Source organism: Lentzea sp. NPDC051213, assembly GCF_044455585.1.
Lineage (GTDB): Bacteria > Actinomycetota > Actinomycetes > Mycobacteriales > Pseudonocardiaceae > Lentzea.
Window position 1 is genome coordinate 418987 of sequence record NZ_JBITEX010000006.1, and the last position, 17117, is coordinate 436103.

The following is a 17117-nucleotide window of genomic DNA, read 5'->3' on the forward strand; positions in this document are numbered from 1 at the left end:
GGCGGCTCGCCGCTGATCTGCGGAAAAGGCCGATTAACGCGCCCTCATTGCGCGTTGGATTTGTGCTAGTTTGCGCGAATGGCCGATCGGAACTGGCCCGCGCTCACGTTGCTGGGAACACTGCGTTCTGCGGTTCGAGACCAGCTGCTCGCACTCGGGCACGAACGGAAATTCCCCGCCAAGGCGAATCTTCTCCGTTTCGGCGACCCCGGTGATCACGCGATTCTGCTGCTGTCCGGAGTGGTCAAGGTGCTGGTGCACTCGCCGGTCGGAGCGGAGATTCTCCTCGCGGTGCGGGTCGGTGGCGACCTGGTCGGGGAAATGGCGATGCTGGACGGTTCGAGCCGCTCCGCCAACGTGGTCGCCTGCGGTGAGGTCGAGGCCCGGATCATCCGGCAGGCGGAAATGGGACGCTTTCTGGAGCACACCCCGCAGGCCGCGTACGAGGTCAGCCGGATGATCAGCGGGAGGCTGCGCTGGTCGGACCGGCGCCGCGTCGACTTCGTCGCGCGCAGCCCGCTCGGCCGCCTGGCGCACGTGCTGGCCGAGGTCGCGGAGATCTACGGTCGTCGCGCCGGCGATCGCTGGGAGCTGGACATACCGCTCACCCAGGCCGAACTCGGGTCGCTCGCGGGCATGGCCCGCCGCACGGTGGAGAAGTGCTTCGGCGAACTGGTGGCCGCCGGCGTGGTCGAGTCGTCGTACCGGGGCTACACGGTGCTCGACATGAGCGAACTACGGCAAGTGGCGGATCTTCCTGCCGCAAATCCGCACTAGGGCGGAGTCATTGCTCGTTGGGACCAGCAGAGTGTATGCGGAACGTGACGCCGCCCCACCGAGGAGCTACTCCCGAGTAGATGAAGAGTCGCGTGGGTGGAGTCGTGCTCCATTCGTGTGAATTCGCTCCGGCCGGCTAACGGCCGACCTTTGTTACGAGTCGATAAAGCCTGCAACGAATTCGGCCTCGCCGCACGATTCACGGTCCGTCAGAATCGTGCGCGCGTTGGTGTCGGAGGGACCCGAGCATTCATGATGAGGAAATCAACGCACCGTTCGTTCGCGATCGTGGACATCGAGCGTTACGGCAGCCGTTCCGACGCTGATCAGCGGTGGTTGCGACAGCAGATGTACGACGTTCTGCAGTCCGCCCTCAGTGACGCCGGAATTGACTGGAACACCTGTACCACTGCCGACCGCGGCGACGGGGTGATGCTTCTCGTGCCGCCCGAGGTGCCCAAGATCGACCTCACGGACACCTTCGTGGAACGGCTCGGTCGCGAGCTCGCCCGCTACGCCAGGAGGGCGACCGAACAGGTCGGCATGCGGATCCGCCTCGCGCTGCACTTCGGTGAGGTCGGCCAGGACGAGCGCGGCTGGGTGGGCAGCGACCTCAACACCGCGTTCCGGCTCGTCGATCTCCAGGCAGCCAGGGACGCGTTGCGTGCCGCGCCCGAGGCGCACCTCGTCGTGGTCGTTTCTGACCCGTGGTACCGGTCGGTCGTCAACCAGGACCCGGTGCTGGTCTCGCACTTCGGCTTCCGCAAGATTCCTTTTGAGGCCAAGGAGATCTCGGACCGGGCGTGGCTGCACGTGCGCGTGCCGCAGGAGCCGGGGCGACCGACTGGCGAGCCGGAAGCGGCCGCCGCGACACCGGCCAAGACCCCCGCTGAGACCGCTGTCCCAGCTCAAGCCCCAGCCGCGACGCCGGCCGAGACCCCTGCCCCCACCGCAGGCCAAGCCCCAACCCCCGCCGAGCCGCCACGCGCCGACACGATCGGCTTCCAGTTCAACGCCCCGGTCCAGCTACGTGACCAGATCGCGGGCAACCAGACCAACTACAACGCGGGGCCGCAGTCGTGACCTCCCCACCGCCGACGGCGGACCCGAACCCGGCAGCACCACCACCCACCAGCACTCCCGAGGCAGAAGCACCTCCACGCAACGCCGAGTCAGTAGGCGCGGGCATCAGCAGCGCCGCAGCGAACCCCGGCACCACCGAGTCGCGCGGCGACCAGGTCCGCCAGGCGCGGCTGAGCTTCGCCGCGGCCGCACAGTTCCGCGACGCGATCGCCGGCAACCAGTTCAACATCAACCTCTCGCAGACCGCGAGCGTGGACCTCGGCACGCACGAGCTGACCGAATCCGGACTCCGCGCGCTGGTCGAGACCTTCGTGATCCCACCGGCTCTGACCAACTCCGACGCGAAGGTCGTGGTGCTCCGCGCCGCCGCCGGGTACGGAAAGCTGGCGCTCGCGGTGTGGCTGCTCGCACACCGGTCCGGGTTCGGCCGGGTGTTCCGGCTCGGTCCCGAGGTCAACGTCGGCAAGCTCGCCGTCGACGGGCTCAGCAAGGACGCCGGCTATGTGGTCGACGACTTGTCGTCCACGGCCGCGGCGGCGCTGACGGCCTTCGACCTGGAACGGCTCGCCTCCGCGTTCGACAAGCTGAACGGGCGGCTGATCATCACCGTCCGGCCGGAGACCCAGTTCACCGACGGCGGTATCGGCCGCTACGTGCTCGACGTCGGCAGTCGCCCGCAGCCGCGGGACGTCCTCGCCAGTCACCTCGGCTTCCGGCTGGGCGCCCAGGCCACCCGGCTGCTCGGCAGGCCGGACGTCGCCCAGCTGATCGCGGACGAACTGCCCGCCGCCGCACCGTTGCAGAAGGCGGCCGACCTGGCCCGGCTCATCGCGGAGGCGAGCGGACAGCCCGACCAGCTGGTCGCCGTCGTGCAGCAGCAGCTGACCACGTTCGGGCACAACGACTTCACCACCTGGTTCGACGGCCTGACCGACCTGTACCTCAAGTGTTTCGCGATCTCGCTGGCCATCTTCAACGGGCTGCCCTACGAGACCGTCGCGGACGCGGGTCTGTTGCTGCTGAAGAAGTTCGACGTCGCATCGGGAACCGCGGTGGCGACCAAGGCGGTGCCGGAGGCGGCCGACCCGTTCGGCGACAGCAGGGGCACCCGGCTGCACAAGCTGCGCGCCCAGGTCGACCGCGCCGAGGTGTCGACCATCTACGGCAAGGTGCCAGCCGAGGTGGTGCGGTACGTCGACACCAGTTTTCCCACTCGGGTGCTGCAGCACGTGTGGAAGGAGCACGACCGCGCCCGCAACGGCCTGATCACCTGGCTGCGGGACCTCGGCGGTCACCAGAGCCAGACGGTGCGCATCCGTGCCGCCACCGCCGTGGGCGTGCTCACCACGTTCGCGTACGACCACATGCGACACGAGGTTCTCGCGCGCTGGGCCGGCAGCAACGACTTCTACCGGCGGGAAGCCGCCGCGGTCGCGCTCGTCGGGCCCGCGGAGGACGACGACGCGGGGCTGCGCAAGGCCGTGCACAACCTCGTCGACGAGTGGAGCTGGGGCGCCGCGAACCAGCGGGCCACGGCGGCCCGCGCGTACGGGACGGCGATCGGGCTGAAGAACCCCGGCCCCGCGCTCACCTCGCTGGAACGCATCGCCATCGACGATGACAACGAGGACTTCGACGTCGTCCAGGCCGTGTGCGAGAGCTTGACCGAGCTCGTCGCGGTCGGCGGCACCGAGATCGGTGGCCGGGTGCTGAACCTGATCCTCAAGTGGTCGGTCAGCCGCAAGCCGTTGCACCGCGTCGTCGCGCACTTGGCGTTCATGTACATGGCCGCGGACCTGGTGATCCGCCGGCCGGACGGCGTCACCTGGCCGAGCCTGCTCTGGTTCGCCTACGACCACCGCGAGCACCACCGCGTGATCGCCGAGCTCTGGGCGCGGTCGCTCGGCTCGAACGAATACGAACTCGCCCTCACCGTGCTCGACGAGTGGGCCGAGTACGTGGAGAAGGACGACACCGCGCGCCGCGCCTTCCTCGGGCTGATGCGCACCGCTTGCGCCTACAACCGCGTGCCGTTCCGGCTGCGCGGGCGGGCGCAACGGTGGCTGAAGCCCGACGCCGACACCAAAGCGAGAACCACCGCCGCGGAGCTGCTCGCGGTCCTGTCCCAGGAGGTACACCAGTCGTGAACCAAGCAGTTCCGCTCGTCACCGTGCACGAGGACCTCGGGTGGGCGATCGCACGCAAGCGGCCGCTCGCCCCGGCAGGCAAGGCCGTCGTGTGCCTGCTGGGCGACGGGCAATACGTCCACGCCGCCCGGCAGGGATCGTTCTTCCAGTTCCGCCGGCAGTACGACGTGGACGTCTCCCAGCACCTGCACAACGAACAGCTCGAGCTGCCCGCCCGCGACGACGCCTTCCGCTTCCAGGCCGACATGGACCTCGTCTGGGGCGTCACGGACCCGGTCCAGGTGGTCACGCGGCACGTCGGCGACGGCATCGGGCTGGTCCGGTCCACCTTGCTGCAACGGATGTGGGTCATCAGCAGGCAGTACCAGGTCGAGCAGTGCGCCGCGGCGAACGCGGAGATCAACCACCAGCTCGGCAGCGGACCGGTGGTGCTGCCGGAGGGCATCACGGTCACCCGCTTCTCCATCCGCCTCACGCTGGACGAGCAGACCCGCAACTACCTGCAGCAGCAACGCAACCACGGCTACGAGTCCGCGCAGACGATGCGTCAGCTGGACCTGACCCAGCGCGCGCTGGCCGGCGAAAACGGGCTGCTCGTCATGCACCTCACCAATCACCGCGAGGACACCGCGTCGATCATCCAGCTGCTCGCGAACGACAGGACCACCAGCGAGAACCGGCGCATCGAGCTGATCAGGGAGCTGATCGACAAGGGCTTCATCCAGGACGCCGACCTCGACTCGTTCGCCAGGTCGCTGGTGCAGCAGAGCACCGCCGCACTCGGTGCCCCGTCGGGCACTCCGCAGTTCGGTGCGCTGACCAGCTCCTACAACGCAGGCGGCGTCGTGCCCGGTGTCGTGGCGCAGCCCACGCCGATCGCGGCACCGCAACCGGCACAGGCACCGCAGCCGGCGCAGCAGGTCGTGCAACCACCCGCTGAGCCTCAGCCGTCCACTTCGGACGCGAACGCGCGGAGCGGTGGTGTCGCCCAGTGGAAGCCAGTCGGCAAGAACAAGAGTCAGTGAGGCCAAGACGTGCGTGGCCGTGGCGGCGATGGCTCGACCGCTTTCTGTTCAGGCGAATGAAGGCGGTCGTGCACCAGCAGCAGGACGGCGAGAACTCGTTGGACGGCCGGCCTGAGCGGCAGGGGCAGCGGATCGGCCAGTACGAACCGCGCCACGAAGCACCACGGCCCAAGCCGGCTCCGGTACCGGAACCACGCGAACGACGTGATCAGCCGGAGGCCGGGAGCAGGGTCACCGTCGAGGTCAAGCCGAGAGCGAACCCTTTCGCCGCAGGCGATCCCGCGGCGATGGTGCCACCGGTGCTGGGCGGTACCCCGGACGCGGCGAAGCGGCCGTGGTACCTGCAGCCGGAGCCCGCGCAGTCGGGGGTGGCCGCGGACCAGATCCGCATCGGAGACCTCGATGTCCGGGCCGCGTCCGTGGTCGGCCCCGACCACCGCTGCGAGGAGCCGGCCGAAGCACGCCAGGACGCGTACCGGATCGGCCGGGACGCCAGGGGCAGGTACCTGATCGTCGCCGTGGCCGACGGGATGTCCGCGGCCAAGCGGTCCGACGTCGGCGCGACCGTCGCCGTCCGCGCCGCCGTCGATCTCGTGCGCAAGGAACTCGACCACGGTGCCCGTCCCGAGCAGCTCGACCTGCGCGGGGTGTTCAAGGCCGTGGCCGGCAACGTGGCCGGTGCCGCCAAACAGCTCGGCTGTGCGGTGGACCAGGTGCTGACCGCGCTGATCGTCGCCATCGTTCCCACCACCGGGGATCAGCCGGACGGACGGCGGCCCGTGTGGTTCGCGACCGTCGGAGACGTCAGCGCGGCCTGTCTGCGCGACGGCGGCTGGCGCAGGCTCACCGGGGCGGACAAGGCAGGCCTGGACCGCAACACGCTCGACGCGTTCCTGCCGCACCACCCCGATCGCGTCGTGCTCAACCAGGACGAGGTGACGGGCGCCATCGCGGTCATGACCGACGGCGTCAGCGACGTGTGGGGCGACGTGCCGGGTGCGGCGGAGTGGTTCAGCCGCCGCTGGCGCACGCCGCCGCCTCTCGCGTCGTTCCTGCTGGACGTCTCCTACGAGGCACCAGGTCAGGTCGACGACCGCACCGCCGTGGTCGTCTGGTGCGGGGGCGGCGAACGCCGATGACGACCTCGAAGCCCACCTTCACCGCCGTGACGCAGCGGTCCGCGCTCGGTCCGTTGCTGCCGCCGCTCAGCAAGGACGACGGGGAGTCAGTGCAGATCGCTCCGCTGGCGATCGACCCCGACGTGCTCTTCAAGGAGTACCGCAAAGGTGCGTGCACGTCGGCCGACGACATCCGCATCGACCGGCTGATCGCCGTCACGCGCAGGCTGGGCGCCTCCGATCGCGAGCTGCTCACCCGCGCGAGCTGCTGGCCGTTGTCGAGGGTGGTGGAACACAACCGCACGGTCGGTGTGCTGCTTCCGCGTGCTCCGGCCAAGTTCAGCTTCGCGCTGCAGAGCCTCACCGGCACCGGCGAGCGCAAGCCGCTCGCGATCGACTGGCTCGCGAAGGACGACGCCCAGCAGGCGAAGCGCGGCCTGCCCAGGATGACGTTCGAGCGGCGCCTGACGGTGTGCAGGGACATCGCCGCGGTGGCCGCGATCTTCGAGCAGGAGAAGATCGTCTACGCCGACTGGTCCTACGCCAACGCGTTCTGGAGCACCTCCGACTTCAACGGGTACGTGATCGACGTCGACACCTGCGCGTTCGATTCGCGGCCGTGGGTGAACACGCCGAACTGGGAGGACCACCTCGCGCCCAAGCACGGGCGCATCGACAACACCACCGACCGGTATCGGCTGGCGCTGCTCGTCGCGCGCTGCCTGTCCGGCGAACGCGAGCCCGCCGCCGCGGTGAGCACGGCGCAGGCGAAGGCTCTCGGGGCCGGGATGCCCGGCCTCGGCCAGATCCTCGCCACGACCGTGAACGCCAGGAGCCGGGAGGCCCGCCCCACGGTGGCAACGATCCTGGCCGCGATGACGCAGTCCGGCCCTTCATCGGCCTCGACCACGGGCACCAACGTCACCGGTTGGAAGCAGGTGGGCAGGAAGACGCCGCCCCGCACCACGCCGTCGCGCCCCGCGCCCGCAGCACGTCCCGCACCGCCGTCGCGTCCCACCCCGCCACAGCGACCGGCGCCGGTACGACCCACTCCGCCGTTCCACGTCCCGAGCGTTCCGAAGCCGCAGCCGAAGCCGGCCACCCAGAGCACCAGCGACGCCGCCGACGTCATCATCGGGGGCCTGGTCCTCCTGGGCGGCCTGGTCGTCCTCGTGCTGCTCATCGTCTTCATCGTTCAGGCGATCTTCTGACCCGGCCCACACCGCACAGCAAAGGACCACGATGACCGACCTCCTCCCGCAGTCCGCGGCGAAGACCAAGTGCCTGCCGACCTACCTCGTGTTCGACACGTCGGGCTCGATGGAGAAGCACACCCAGACGCTCAACGACACCCTGGAGTTCCTTTACAACTCGGTCGTCGAAAGCCCGCGCGTCTCGGAGTTCGCGCACATGTCGATCATCAGCTTCAACAACCACGCCGAGGTGGTGGTGGAGATGACCGACATCCAGGACCTGCAGGCCATTCCGCAGTTCACCTGCAGCGGCAGGACGAACTACGGAGCCGCGTTCGACCTGGTGCGCCAGCGCATCGACGAGGACATCCCCAGGCTCTCCGCGAGCGGCAAGGGCGTGCTGCGTCCCGCGATGTTCCTGATGACCGACGGCATTCCGACCGACGAGGAGGCGACGTGGGACCGGGCCTTCAAGAACCTGACCGCCAAGGACTGGCGCCGGCACCCGCACGTGATCAGCTGGGGTTTCGGCAACGCCGACCGCGACGTGCTGGCGAGGGTGGCCACGAAGGGCGCCTTCATGGCGGACGCGCAGACGCAGGAGAAGGAGGCGATCACCGAGGTCATCGCGAGCATGGTGCGCACCCTGGTCGCGTCGGCCAAGGCCGAGCAGCTCCAGATCCCCAAGGACATCGAGGGCTTCACCACCATCCCGCTCGAATACATGGACTGACCCGGTGGCGCGGCAACGCCACGACCACGAGCAGGTGCAGCTGGCGATCACGCAGTTCAGCGCCTGGGTGTCCAACGCGGACACCAAAGCGGGACTGCTGGCGACGGCGACGACGCTCCTCGGAGGCGGCCTGGCGAGCCAGCGGACCGTCATCCGGGGAGCCTTCCCGCCGACCACGACGATGGCGTGGGTGCGGGTGATCGCCATCGGGTTGTCCGTGCTCGCGGTGGTGGTCGCCGTGGCCGCCCTGGTGGTGGCCCTGCGGCCACGGGCGCGCAAGCACGGGTTCTCCCGCTACTCCTGGCCCGTGGTCGCGTCCGTGAGTCTGGAGCAGTACCGCGCCAGGGTGTGCCGTGCTCCCGGTGCCGAGGGCTGGCGCACCGCACACGACCTCGCCCGCATCGCGCGTGCGAAGTTCCGGTGTCTGTACGTCGCCACGTGGGCGTGGGCGGTGGGCGCTGTGAGTTTCCTGGCGTGGACGGTTCTTTTCGTCTAGCTCGGACCCTGGTCCGATGTCCTTCGCGGGGGAGCTGCCTAGCGTTGCGGGGCATGAGGATTCTCGCGTTGGTGGCCGGCCCGCTGGTCTGGCTGGCCGCCTTGGTCGTGCGGCATCTCGCGGTGGCGACGGCCGGATTCACCGCCGCTGAACGGGCGCGGTTCGACGCCGAGCCGTTCCGGGCGCGCCCGAACAGCTGGCGGCGTACGTGCGGCAACCGGAGCTGGTCACGGCCGGGTACTGGATGGGGCTGGACCCGGCCACCGCGTTCGTGATGGAGTCCTATGTGGACCTGTCGTACGGGTTCTGGCGGATTCCGGTGACGGCCTCGGCCGGTGCGATCATGGGTGCGGTGGTGCTGGCGATCGCGGGGTGGCGGCGGTCGTGTTGTTCGGGTGGATGGCATTTGGGGGATCAGTGAGGTCTCGATGGTGGTGACCGGTCAACGAACGCGTGCCCTGAGTGCGGCGACCCGGCCCTGCAACGCGTGAGCGACCGAGTCGAACCCCTTCTTCACGTAGTCGCCCTGCGCGGCGACGATCGCGTCGGCGTACTTGCCGGTGAACGTCTCGAACGTGTGGTAGCTGCACCGATCCGAGCCCAGCGGCGTGATCACCTGGTCGCGCGTGCCGAGCAGACCGGGAAACGTGTCGCCGGTGTCGTAACGCAGCAGCCGGGGCGGGTCGACGACGCGGATGAACTCGCGGCTCACCCACGTGCCCTCGCCGCCGTCGGGGCGAGGCAGGGTGAGGTCGATGGGGGAGTCGACGGCCAGGGTCGTGGCCACGGACGAGGTGTACGGATTCCACTGTGGATAGTGGTCGTAGTCGATCAGCACGCTCCAGACGAACGTGGCCGGCGCGTCGATCTCCACGGTGACGGACTCGATGAGATGCGTCATGACGGCATGTACTCCCCGCCGTTGACGTCCAGCGTCGCGCCGGTGACCTCGGAGGCATGACGGGACAACAGGAACAGCACCGCGCCGGCGCACGCCTCGTCGGTCGGGATGCGGCCGAGCGGGTTGCGGGCGGCGATCTCGTCGTAGACGTCCTGCTCGCTGATGCCGCGGCCGTCGGCGGTCATCTTCAGGAAGAAGCGCACGCCCGGTCCGTCGAGCCAGCCCATGACCGCCTGGTTCGCGCGGATGCCGTGCTGGCCGAGTTCCAGTGCGAGGAACTGGGTCGCGGTCGCCATGGCCGCCTTCGCCACGGCGTAGCCGCCCTCGCCGCGCATCGGTTTGCGGGTCGTCATCGTGCCGATGTTGACGATCGAGCCGCGGCCGGCGGCCTTCATGTGCGGCACGACCTCGCGGGTCACGTTCAGCGCGCCGTACAGGATGATGTCCATCGACCTGCGGATCGCCTTTTCCGGGGTGTCGAGCAGGTCGGAGAAGCCGGCGTGCCCGAACGCCGAGTTGACGAGGCCGGTGATCGTGCCGAACCTGTCGACGGCGGTCTGCACCAGCGCGGCGACCTCCTCCGGCTTGCGGACGTCGCACTGCACGCCGACGGCCTCGCCGCCGGCGGCCGTGATGTCCTTCTCCGCCTGCTTCATCACGTCGGCGGAGCGTGCGGCCATCACGACCTTCGCGCCCTCGGCGGCGGCGCGGACGGCCAGCTTCGCGCCGAGGCCCGGTCCGACGCCGGTGATCACCACGACCTCGTCTTGGAGCATCACAGGTAAACCTCCGAGTAGAAGGCGAAGTCGCGCCCCAGCTCGGCTTCGGACAGCCCGAAGTCCTGCGGCGCGTAGGAGTGCGAGCCGTGCCGTTCGGTGCGGTTGCGCGCCAGGTAGGCCTCGAACGCCGCGTCGTCGGCCGGGCCCGCTGGCAGACCCAGTGCGTCGAGCACCTGGCGGGCGACCTCCAGTGGTTTGCTGACGGTGTCCGCGAAACGCACGTCCACGAACCGGTCCGGGCGTGCCGCGCGGGCGGAGGCGAAGTCCTGCAGGGTGCGCGCGAACCGGCGCGACCAGTACCGTCCTATTCGGACGGGATCGGCCTCGGCGCTGTACTGGGAGGTCATCGCGCGCACCATCGAGGCGTACGACGGCACGGCGTTGACCGGTGAGCGGTGCGTCATGACGATCTTGCAACCGGGGAACTCGTCCAGCACGGTGTCCACCGCGGTCAGGTGGTGCGGTGACTTCAGCACCCACGGCTTGCCCGCCCGTGCCGGGTTCTGCCACTGCAGCACCTGCAACCACTCGCGCAGCTCGCGGTAGGCCGGGCGCTGGTCGGCCGCGCGCAGCCAGTCGCCGTAGCCGGGCACCCAGTAGAACGAGTCGAAGCTCATCGACACGAAGGTCCGGTCGAGCAGGATCACGTCCTCCTCCGGCCCGTCCCAGACGACCGTGTGCAGGTCGCCGAAGTCGGGGGAGAGCTGGGCGAACGCCTCCATGCGTTCCCGCGCGCGGGCTTTGCGCAGCGCCGCGTCCGGTCCCTCGCCTGGGAACGGGATCGGGTAGGCGACCTCCCACGACAGCGTGGAGGTGACCTGCGGGGACGCGGCCAGAATCCGGTGCAGCAGGGTCGAACCGGTGCGCGGCAGGCCGCAGATCTCCGCCGCGACCCGCACCTCGGTGTCGAGCACGGACGGGTTCTTGCGCTGCAACTCGCGCAGCCGCAGGCGATCGGAGAGCAGCGCGGTCAGACGGTGCTTCGTCAGCTCGAAACCCAGCGGTGACAACGCGGCCTCGGTGTTGAGGCTGCTGACGAGCACGTCCAGCGGCTCGCTGAACCAGTAGTCGCCGAAGTCCGAGAGCCCGGTCTTCGCGCAGGCCTTCGCCAGCAGCTCCTCGACGTTCAGAGCGGTCCTCACTGTCATCGAAGCTCCTCCAGGGAAACCACTCGGCACTTCGGAATCGGGTGTTCGGCGGCACCGAGCCAGCGCAGCAACGCGGTGCCGGTGCTGTGCCCGCAGGTGTCGATCCAGTTGGGGACACCGGGATCGCGCTCCGCCACCACGATCGTGAGCCGGCCGTCGGCGTCCAGTCGCGCCGTGTGCTTGTTGACGGTGATCCGGCGCCGGTGGTCGAGCGACTCCATCCACCAGTTGTCCAGCTGGAAGTTCCAGTACGGGCAGTCCGGCACGTCGGTCTCGATCACCCACGCCTCGCCGGGCCGCAGCGACCAGTAGCCGTGCAGGTAGAAGATCTCCGGATCACCGCCAGCGCGCTGGAACATCTCCTGGCCGAAGTCGGGCAGCTCGTTGGGGCGCGTCATGAACGTCCGCGTCCAGTGCGCGAACGTCGCCGCGGTGCCGTGCACGGACAACGCCGCCCGTTGCAACGCCTTGGCCAGGAACTCGGGCGTGAGCGGCGCGGGTTCGGCGGGGCCGCCGATCTGCTCGATGTGCCACCGGCCGGGAGTCTCGGCGGTGCGGTCGAGATAGGTCTGGCGCACCACCAGGCCGGTCGAGTCGGGGGCGAGCGGCAGCCAGTTCTGGCCTTGCCGATCAGCGCTCGCGATGATCTCCACCATGCCGTCCGGCGAGGTCACCAGATCGGCGTCGGTCAGCTCGCCGGTGGACGCCATCGTGCCGTCCTTGGCGTACCGGTTGGCCTTGGAGCCGATGCTGAAGTACGCGATGGTGCCGCGGGTTCCGGTGATCCGGTAGGTCCTGTCGCCGCGGATGTTCGCCGACAGGTAGACGTTGTCGGGGTTGTCCGCGCCGAGCTTCACCAGGTCGAGCTCGTGGAAGCGCGGGAAGTCGGGATCGGCGTTGTCCAGGCAGGAGTACAGCATCTCGCGGGTGAGCCGGGCGAGGTACCGGTAGCCCTCCGCGCGGTCCAGCGGGGTGTCCGGTGCCTGCTCGGACAGCACGACCTGACCGGCCTGCTCCAGCGCCTGGCAGAACCGCGACCACGCCTGATCCGGCACGACTTCCTCCCAGATTTAGAACGTGTTCTAGTCGAACATACCCGATTCTGGACAACGTTCAACAGACGCCGAGCGCGCGCAGTCTCGCTACCACGACACCGGCCGCCGCCTCCGCGCTGAGCACCGTGGTGTCCAGCCGCACCTCGGGGTTCTCCGGCGGTTCGTAGGGTGAGTCGATGCCGGTGAAGTGGGCCAGCTCGCCGCGCCGGGCCTTCGCGTACAGGCCCTTCGGGTCGCGCTGCTCGGCGACGCTGAGCGGGGTGTCGACGAAGACCTCGCAGAACTCATTCGCAGCGACCAGTTCGCGAGCCAGCGCCCGTTCGGCCCGGAACGGCGAGATGAACGAGACGAGCACGATCAGCCCGGCGTCGACCATCAGCGCGGCCACCTCGGCGATGCGCCGGATGTTCTCGACGCGGTCCGCGTCGGTGAACCCGAGGTCCTTGTTCAGCCCGTGCCGGACGTTGTCGCCGTCCAGCAGGAACGTGTGCCCGCCCTCGGCGTGCAGCGCCTTCTCGATCAGGTCGGCGATGGTCGACTTGCCCGCGCCGGACAGCCCGGTCAGCCACACCACGCAGGGCCGGTGGCCGTTGCGCACGACCCGCGCCTGCTTGTCCACGGTCATGGTCTGCCAGCGCACGTCGGTCGAGCGCAGCGCGAAGTCGATCATCCCGGCGCCGACCGTCGCGTTCGTCAGCCGGTCGAGCAGGACGAACGAACCGAGGTCGCGGCTGGTGCGGTAGTCCTCGAACGGCACCGGCGCGTCGAAGTGCACGTCCGCGACACCGATCTCGTTGAGCCGCAACGACTTCGTGGTGGTGCAGCCGAGCGTGCGGGCACCGATCTTGGCCAGGTACTGCCGGCCGGGCATCAGCTCGGCCTCGTTCAGCCAGACCAGGCGGACCTGGAACGCGTCGGCCACGCCAGGTGGGTCCGCTGCTTGAGCCAGCACGTCGCCGCGACTCGCGTCCACGTCGTCCTTGAGCACCACGGTGACCGACGAGCCGGTCGGTGCCTCGGGAAGGTCGCCGTCCATCGTGACGATCCGGTCCACAGTGGACGCGCGGTCACCGGGGAGCACCCGGATCTCGTCGCCCTGGCGCAGGGTGCCGCGCAGCACCCGGCCGGACAGCCCGCGAAACGTCGCGTCCGGCCGGTTGACCCACTGCACGAGGAACCGGGACGGACCGCCCTCCTCGGTGCGGACCGGCACGGTCTCCAGCCACTGCAGCAGGGTTCTCCCGTCGTACCACGGGGTCAGCTCGCTGCGGCCGACCACGTTGACGCCCTCGGTCGCGGACATCGGTACACACGTGAGGTCGAAGTCCTCGGCCAGTGCGGCGAACTCGGCGCAGGCCTCCGCGAAGACGTCCTGCGAGTAGCCCACGAGATCGAGTTTGTTGACGGCCAGGGCGACGTGCCGGATCCCCATCAGGGAAACGATGTGCGCGTGCCGGCGAGTTTGGCTGAGGATGCCTTTGCGCGCGTCGAGCAGGATCACCGCGGCGTCCGCGGTGGACGCCCCGGTGACCATGTTGCGGGTGTACTGCTCGTGGCCCGGCGTGTCAGCGACGATGAACCGCCGCGCCTCGGTGGCGAAGAACCGGTGGGCGACGTCGATGGTGATGCCCTGCTCGCGTTCCGCGGCCAGGCCGTCGACCAGCAGCGCGAAGTCGAGCTCGCCACCGCGCGTGCCGACGCGTTTCGAGTCGGCTTCGAGCGCCGCGAGGTGGTCGGCGTAGAGCAGTTTCGACTCGTACAGCAGCCGGCCGATCAGCGTGCTCTTCCCGTCGTCGACGCTGCCGCAGGTGATGAACCGCAGAAGTTCCATCAGAAGTACCCCTCCCGCTTCTTGCGCTCCATCGACCCGCTCTGGTCGTGGTCGATCACCCGGCCCTGCCGCTCGGAGGTGGTCGCGGCCCGCATCTCCTCGACGATCTCGGCGACGGTCCGCGCCTCGCTGCGCACCGCGCCGGTCAGCGGGTAGCAGCCCAGCGTGCGGAACCTGACGAGCTCGCGACGGGGCTTCTCGTTGTCGTGCAACGGCATGCGCTCGTCGTCGACCATGATCAGCGTGCCGTCGCGGTCGACCACCGGCCGCCGGGCCGCGAAGTACAGCGGCACCACGGGAATCCGCTCGCGTTCGACGTACCGCCAGACGTCCAGCTCGGTCCAGTTGGACAGCGGGAACACCCGGATGCTCTCGCCGGGCGCGACCCGCGTGTTGTAGAGGCGCCACAGTTCCGGGCGCTGGTTCTTCGGATCCCACTGGTGCTGCGCGGTGCGGAACGAGAAGACCCTTTCCTTGGCGCGAGAGGCTTCCTCGTCCCGGCGCGCGCCGCCGAACGCGAGGTCGAAGCGATGTTTGTCCAGCGCCTGCCGCAATCCCTGGGTCTTCCACAGGTCGGTGTGCCGCGCGGAACCGTGGTCGAACGGGTTGATTCCCATCGCCACGCAGTCCGGGTTGCGGTGCACGATCAGCTCCAGGCCGAGCCTGCTGGCGGTCTCGTCCCGGAACGTGATCATCTCGCGGAACTTCCACGTGGTGTCCACGTGCAGCAGCGGGAACGGTGGCGGTGACGGGTAGAAGGCCTTGCGCGCCAGGTGAAGCAGCACCGAGCTGTCCTTGCCGATCGAGTACAGCAGCACCGGTCGTTCGCTCTCCGCGACCGCCTCGCGGAAGATGTCGATGCTGTCGGCCTCCAGTCGATCCAGGTGGTTCATGCAAGCACCTCCACGGCGAGCGTAGAGCCAAACCGAACAACGTTCAATATGCTTTTGAACGTTGTTCAACGTATGCTCCGGGGGTGAGCACCGAGCAGACCACGGCCTGGGGTGACGCGGAGGGAAGGCGGCGGGACATCCTGTCGTCGGCCGAGCTGATCCTGGAGGAGCACGGCTACGCGGGCCTGACCATGCGCGCGATCGCGGTGGGTGCGGGCGTCAGCTCCGGCACCCTGTACCAGTACTTCTCCGGCAAGGAGGACGTGTTCGCGGCGCTGATGGAACGGCGCCTGGACGAACTGCAGCGCACCCTCGCCGGCGTGGACAGGAACCTGGGCATCGCGGGCGTGCTGCGGGAGGTCGAGCCTCAGGTCACCGAGCTGTGGCGGCGTTTCGGGCGCTCGGCCGCGCAGTGGGAGGCGAAGGTGCTCTCGGGTGGCAGGCGGGGCAAGGAGGTCGCCGGGTCCGCCCAGGACTACCGCAAGACGATCAAAGCGCTGGCGCGGGCGTTGACCGAGACCGCGCAGGCGTGCGGGCAGGAGCTGATCGATGATCCCGCGTTGCCGCACTGGGTGTGGGACTCGCTGATCGGGCTGGCGGACGACCTGTTGCTGCAGGGCGCGCGCATCAACCGGGTCAAGCCGGCCCACCTCATCGAGTTCGCGACGGGGGCGATCGAGCGGGGCATCATCGCCCGGTGACGAGCGAGTCCAGCGTGGCGGTGCCGTGTTCTCCGCAGTGACGGCGTGACGCGTCGAGGGTGGTCGGTGCCTCGGCGTCGCCGGGTCTGCCCACCTGCCCGAAGAGCCGTCTCAGCACCTCGAGCTGTTCGTCGAGACCGGCCCGCAGGAAGTCGCCGCAGGTCGAACGGGCGTTGAGCCGGCCGTCCGCGGGGATCAGGTCGACCGGTCCCAGGACGAAGAGCAACGCGATGATGATCGCCAGGCCGAACGCGACGACCCCGAAGGCGGACGAGCTCTTGTCCGGCTCGAGCCAGGTCTCGGCCTGCTGCACGAACGGCTCGGCCGGGGTGAGGTCCGTGTCGATCCAGAACTCGACGTTCGACCCGTCGGTCAGGTCGAACTGGACGTGGCCGGCGGCGAGCATGATGCGAACGACCTGCTCCCGCTCGTACGAACCCGTCCAGAACGGATCCGGCCGCACCAGCACGAGCCGGTCGGGCAGCAGGAACACGACGTCGCGCTCACCTCGAGCGAGCCGCTCGGTCTGGCCGGGCTGCACGACGGTGCCCGCCAGCCGTGCCAGCACCTGGTCGCGTTCGTGCTCGCCGAGGGCCTCGGCGGCCGTCGACCACAGGTCGGGTTCCACGCCCCTCTATCGCCGGAGCAGTGGAACTTGGTAGCAGCGGAGCCGATGTTCGTCCCAATGGCTTTGACTAGCGCCCCACTGGGAGGTCGTACCGGCGCCTGATGCTGCTCCCGAGCAGGCCGATGTCGGCCCCGTAGACGTGGATCGAGATCGCCACCGAGCTCGAGTTGTTGCAGACCTTGTGGATGTCCCCCGGCGGCACCAGGTACGACGCCACGCCCTGCGGGGTCCGGTTCAGGCGCAACGGGATCAGGCGACCGCGCGCGAGCCGGTAGGTGGTCTCCTGTTCTTCTCCGACGTAAGTGCCCACGACGCACCACGACACGTGGTCGTGAATGCAGGTCTCCTGGCCGGGCAGCCAGACCAGCGCGACGACCGAGAAGCTCCCGTCGGGCTCCACGTGCAGGAGGTGCTGGCGGTAGGCGTTCGGGTCGGGCTCCCGGTGTTCGGGGTCCAGCAGCAGCGGATCGGTGAGGTGGCCGGTCAGGGCCCTGGTGACGCGGGCGGCGACGGCTTCGTCGTCACCCCCGGCGGTCACAGCGGTGCGGATGCCGCCGACGAGCAGTGCGGCGGCGGGCGAGAGCAGGCGAGGCATGAGGTTGACTCCTT

Annotated in this window: 18 protein-coding genes; 10 read left to right on the forward strand and 8 right to left on the reverse strand. The window is 69.2% G+C overall.

Annotated features, from left to right (window positions below; genetic code table 11):
* Positions 1–78: 78 nt before the first annotated feature.
* The 9 genes from ACIA8G_RS27720 (at position 79) to ACIA8G_RS27760 (ending at position 8993) form a co-directional block, all read left to right on the forward strand.
* Positions 79–777 carry a Crp/Fnr family transcriptional regulator gene (locus tag ACIA8G_RS27720; RefSeq protein ID WP_396421592.1) on the forward strand — a complete coding sequence of 233 codons (699 nt, stop codon included), beginning with the start codon at positions 79–81 and terminating at the stop codon, positions 775–777.
* Positions 778–1065: 288 nt separating this feature from the next.
* Positions 1066–1860 (forward strand): hypothetical protein, encoded by a 795-nt coding sequence (locus tag ACIA8G_RS27725; protein ID WP_396421593.1) that lies wholly within the window; start codon positions 1066–1068, stop codon positions 1858–1860.
* Positions 1857–4007 (forward strand): hypothetical protein, encoded by a 2151-nt coding sequence (locus ACIA8G_RS27730; protein WP_396421594.1) that lies wholly within the window; start codon positions 1857–1859, stop codon positions 4005–4007. The genes ACIA8G_RS27725 and ACIA8G_RS27730 overlap by 4 nt, the downstream gene beginning before the upstream one ends.
* Positions 4004–5032, forward strand: coding sequence for a hypothetical protein (locus ACIA8G_RS27735; protein ID WP_396421595.1), 1029 nt, complete (start codon positions 4004–4006; stop codon positions 5030–5032). Before ACIA8G_RS27730 ends, ACIA8G_RS27735 begins: the two co-directional genes overlap by 4 nt.
* A gap of 56 nt (positions 5033–5088) precedes the next feature.
* On the forward strand, positions 5089–6171 hold the full coding sequence (locus ACIA8G_RS27740; RefSeq protein WP_396421596.1) for a protein phosphatase 2C domain-containing protein: 1083 nt from the start codon (positions 5089–5091) through the stop codon (positions 6169–6171).
* Positions 6168–7361, forward strand: a complete 1194-nt coding sequence (locus tag ACIA8G_RS27745) for a hypothetical protein (RefSeq protein ID WP_396421597.1) — start codon at positions 6168–6170, stop codon at positions 7359–7361. Before ACIA8G_RS27740 ends, ACIA8G_RS27745 begins: the two co-directional genes overlap by 4 nt.
* A gap of 31 nt (positions 7362–7392) precedes the next feature.
* Positions 7393–8076 carry a VWA domain-containing protein gene (locus ACIA8G_RS27750; RefSeq protein WP_396421598.1) on the forward strand — a complete coding sequence of 228 codons (684 nt, stop codon included), beginning with the start codon at positions 7393–7395 and terminating at the stop codon, positions 8074–8076.
* A 4-nt stretch (positions 8077–8080) separates the two neighbouring features.
* On the forward strand, positions 8081–8572 hold the full coding sequence (locus ACIA8G_RS27755) for a Pycsar system effector family protein (RefSeq protein ID WP_396421599.1): 492 nt from the start codon (positions 8081–8083) through the stop codon (positions 8570–8572).
* Positions 8573–8780: 208 nt separating this feature from the next.
* The gene (locus ACIA8G_RS27760; RefSeq protein WP_396421600.1) at positions 8781–8993 is read left to right on the forward strand and encodes a hypothetical protein; all 213 of its coding nucleotides are present in this window, start codon (positions 8781–8783) and stop codon (positions 8991–8993) included.
* A 21-nt stretch (positions 8994–9014) separates the two neighbouring features.
* Here ACIA8G_RS27760 and ACIA8G_RS27765 read toward each other — a convergent pair whose 3' ends face one another.
* Genes ACIA8G_RS27765 through cysD form a run of 6 tightly spaced genes read right to left on the reverse strand, consistent with a single transcriptional unit; the run spans position 9015 to position 15179 of the window.
* Complete coding sequence (locus ACIA8G_RS27765; protein WP_396421601.1) at positions 9015–9473, reverse strand: SRPBCC family protein; 459 nt, start codon at positions 9471–9473, stop codon at positions 9015–9017.
* On the reverse strand, positions 9470–10249 hold the full coding sequence (locus ACIA8G_RS27770) for an SDR family oxidoreductase (RefSeq protein WP_396421602.1): 780 nt from the start codon (positions 10247–10249) through the stop codon (positions 9470–9472). The genes ACIA8G_RS27765 and ACIA8G_RS27770 overlap by 4 nt, the downstream gene beginning before the upstream one ends.
* Complete coding sequence (locus ACIA8G_RS27775; RefSeq protein WP_396421603.1) at positions 10249–11400, reverse strand: sulfotransferase family protein; 1152 nt, start codon at positions 11398–11400, stop codon at positions 10249–10251. The genes ACIA8G_RS27770 and ACIA8G_RS27775 overlap by 1 nt, the downstream gene beginning before the upstream one ends.
* Positions 11397–12455: a DUF1214 domain-containing protein gene (locus ACIA8G_RS27780; protein WP_396421604.1), complete on the reverse strand. Its 1059-nt coding sequence runs from the start codon at positions 12453–12455 to the stop codon at positions 11397–11399. Before ACIA8G_RS27780 ends, ACIA8G_RS27775 begins: the two co-directional genes overlap by 4 nt.
* Before the next feature lie 58 nt (positions 12456–12513).
* A complete protein-coding gene (gene cysC, locus ACIA8G_RS27785) occupies positions 12514–14286 on the reverse strand; it encodes an adenylyl-sulfate kinase (RefSeq protein ID WP_396421605.1) in 1773 nt (590 codons plus the stop codon).
* Entirely contained in the window at positions 14286–15179 is an 894-nt protein-coding gene (cysD, locus tag ACIA8G_RS27790; RefSeq protein ID WP_396421606.1) for a sulfate adenylyltransferase subunit CysD, read from the reverse strand. The genes cysC and cysD overlap by 1 nt, the downstream gene beginning before the upstream one ends.
* Before the next feature lie 83 nt (positions 15180–15262).
* Between cysD and ACIA8G_RS27795 the strand changes: the two genes are divergently transcribed.
* The gene (locus ACIA8G_RS27795; protein ID WP_396421607.1) at positions 15263–15880 is read left to right on the forward strand and encodes a TetR/AcrR family transcriptional regulator; all 618 of its coding nucleotides are present in this window, start codon (positions 15263–15265) and stop codon (positions 15878–15880) included.
* Here ACIA8G_RS27795 and ACIA8G_RS27800 read toward each other — a convergent pair.
* Together ACIA8G_RS27800 and ACIA8G_RS27805 are read right to left on the reverse strand one after the other, a co-directional pair.
* A complete protein-coding gene (locus tag ACIA8G_RS27800) occupies positions 15867–16508 on the reverse strand; it encodes a hypothetical protein (protein ID WP_396421608.1) in 642 nt (213 codons plus the stop codon). The two genes, ACIA8G_RS27795 and ACIA8G_RS27800, sit on opposite strands and share 14 nt — an antisense overlap.
* A 67-nt stretch (positions 16509–16575) precedes the next feature.
* Complete coding sequence (locus tag ACIA8G_RS27805; protein WP_396421609.1) at positions 16576–17103, reverse strand: cysteine dioxygenase; 528 nt, start codon at positions 17101–17103, stop codon at positions 16576–16578.
* Positions 17104–17117: the final 14 nt, after the last annotated feature.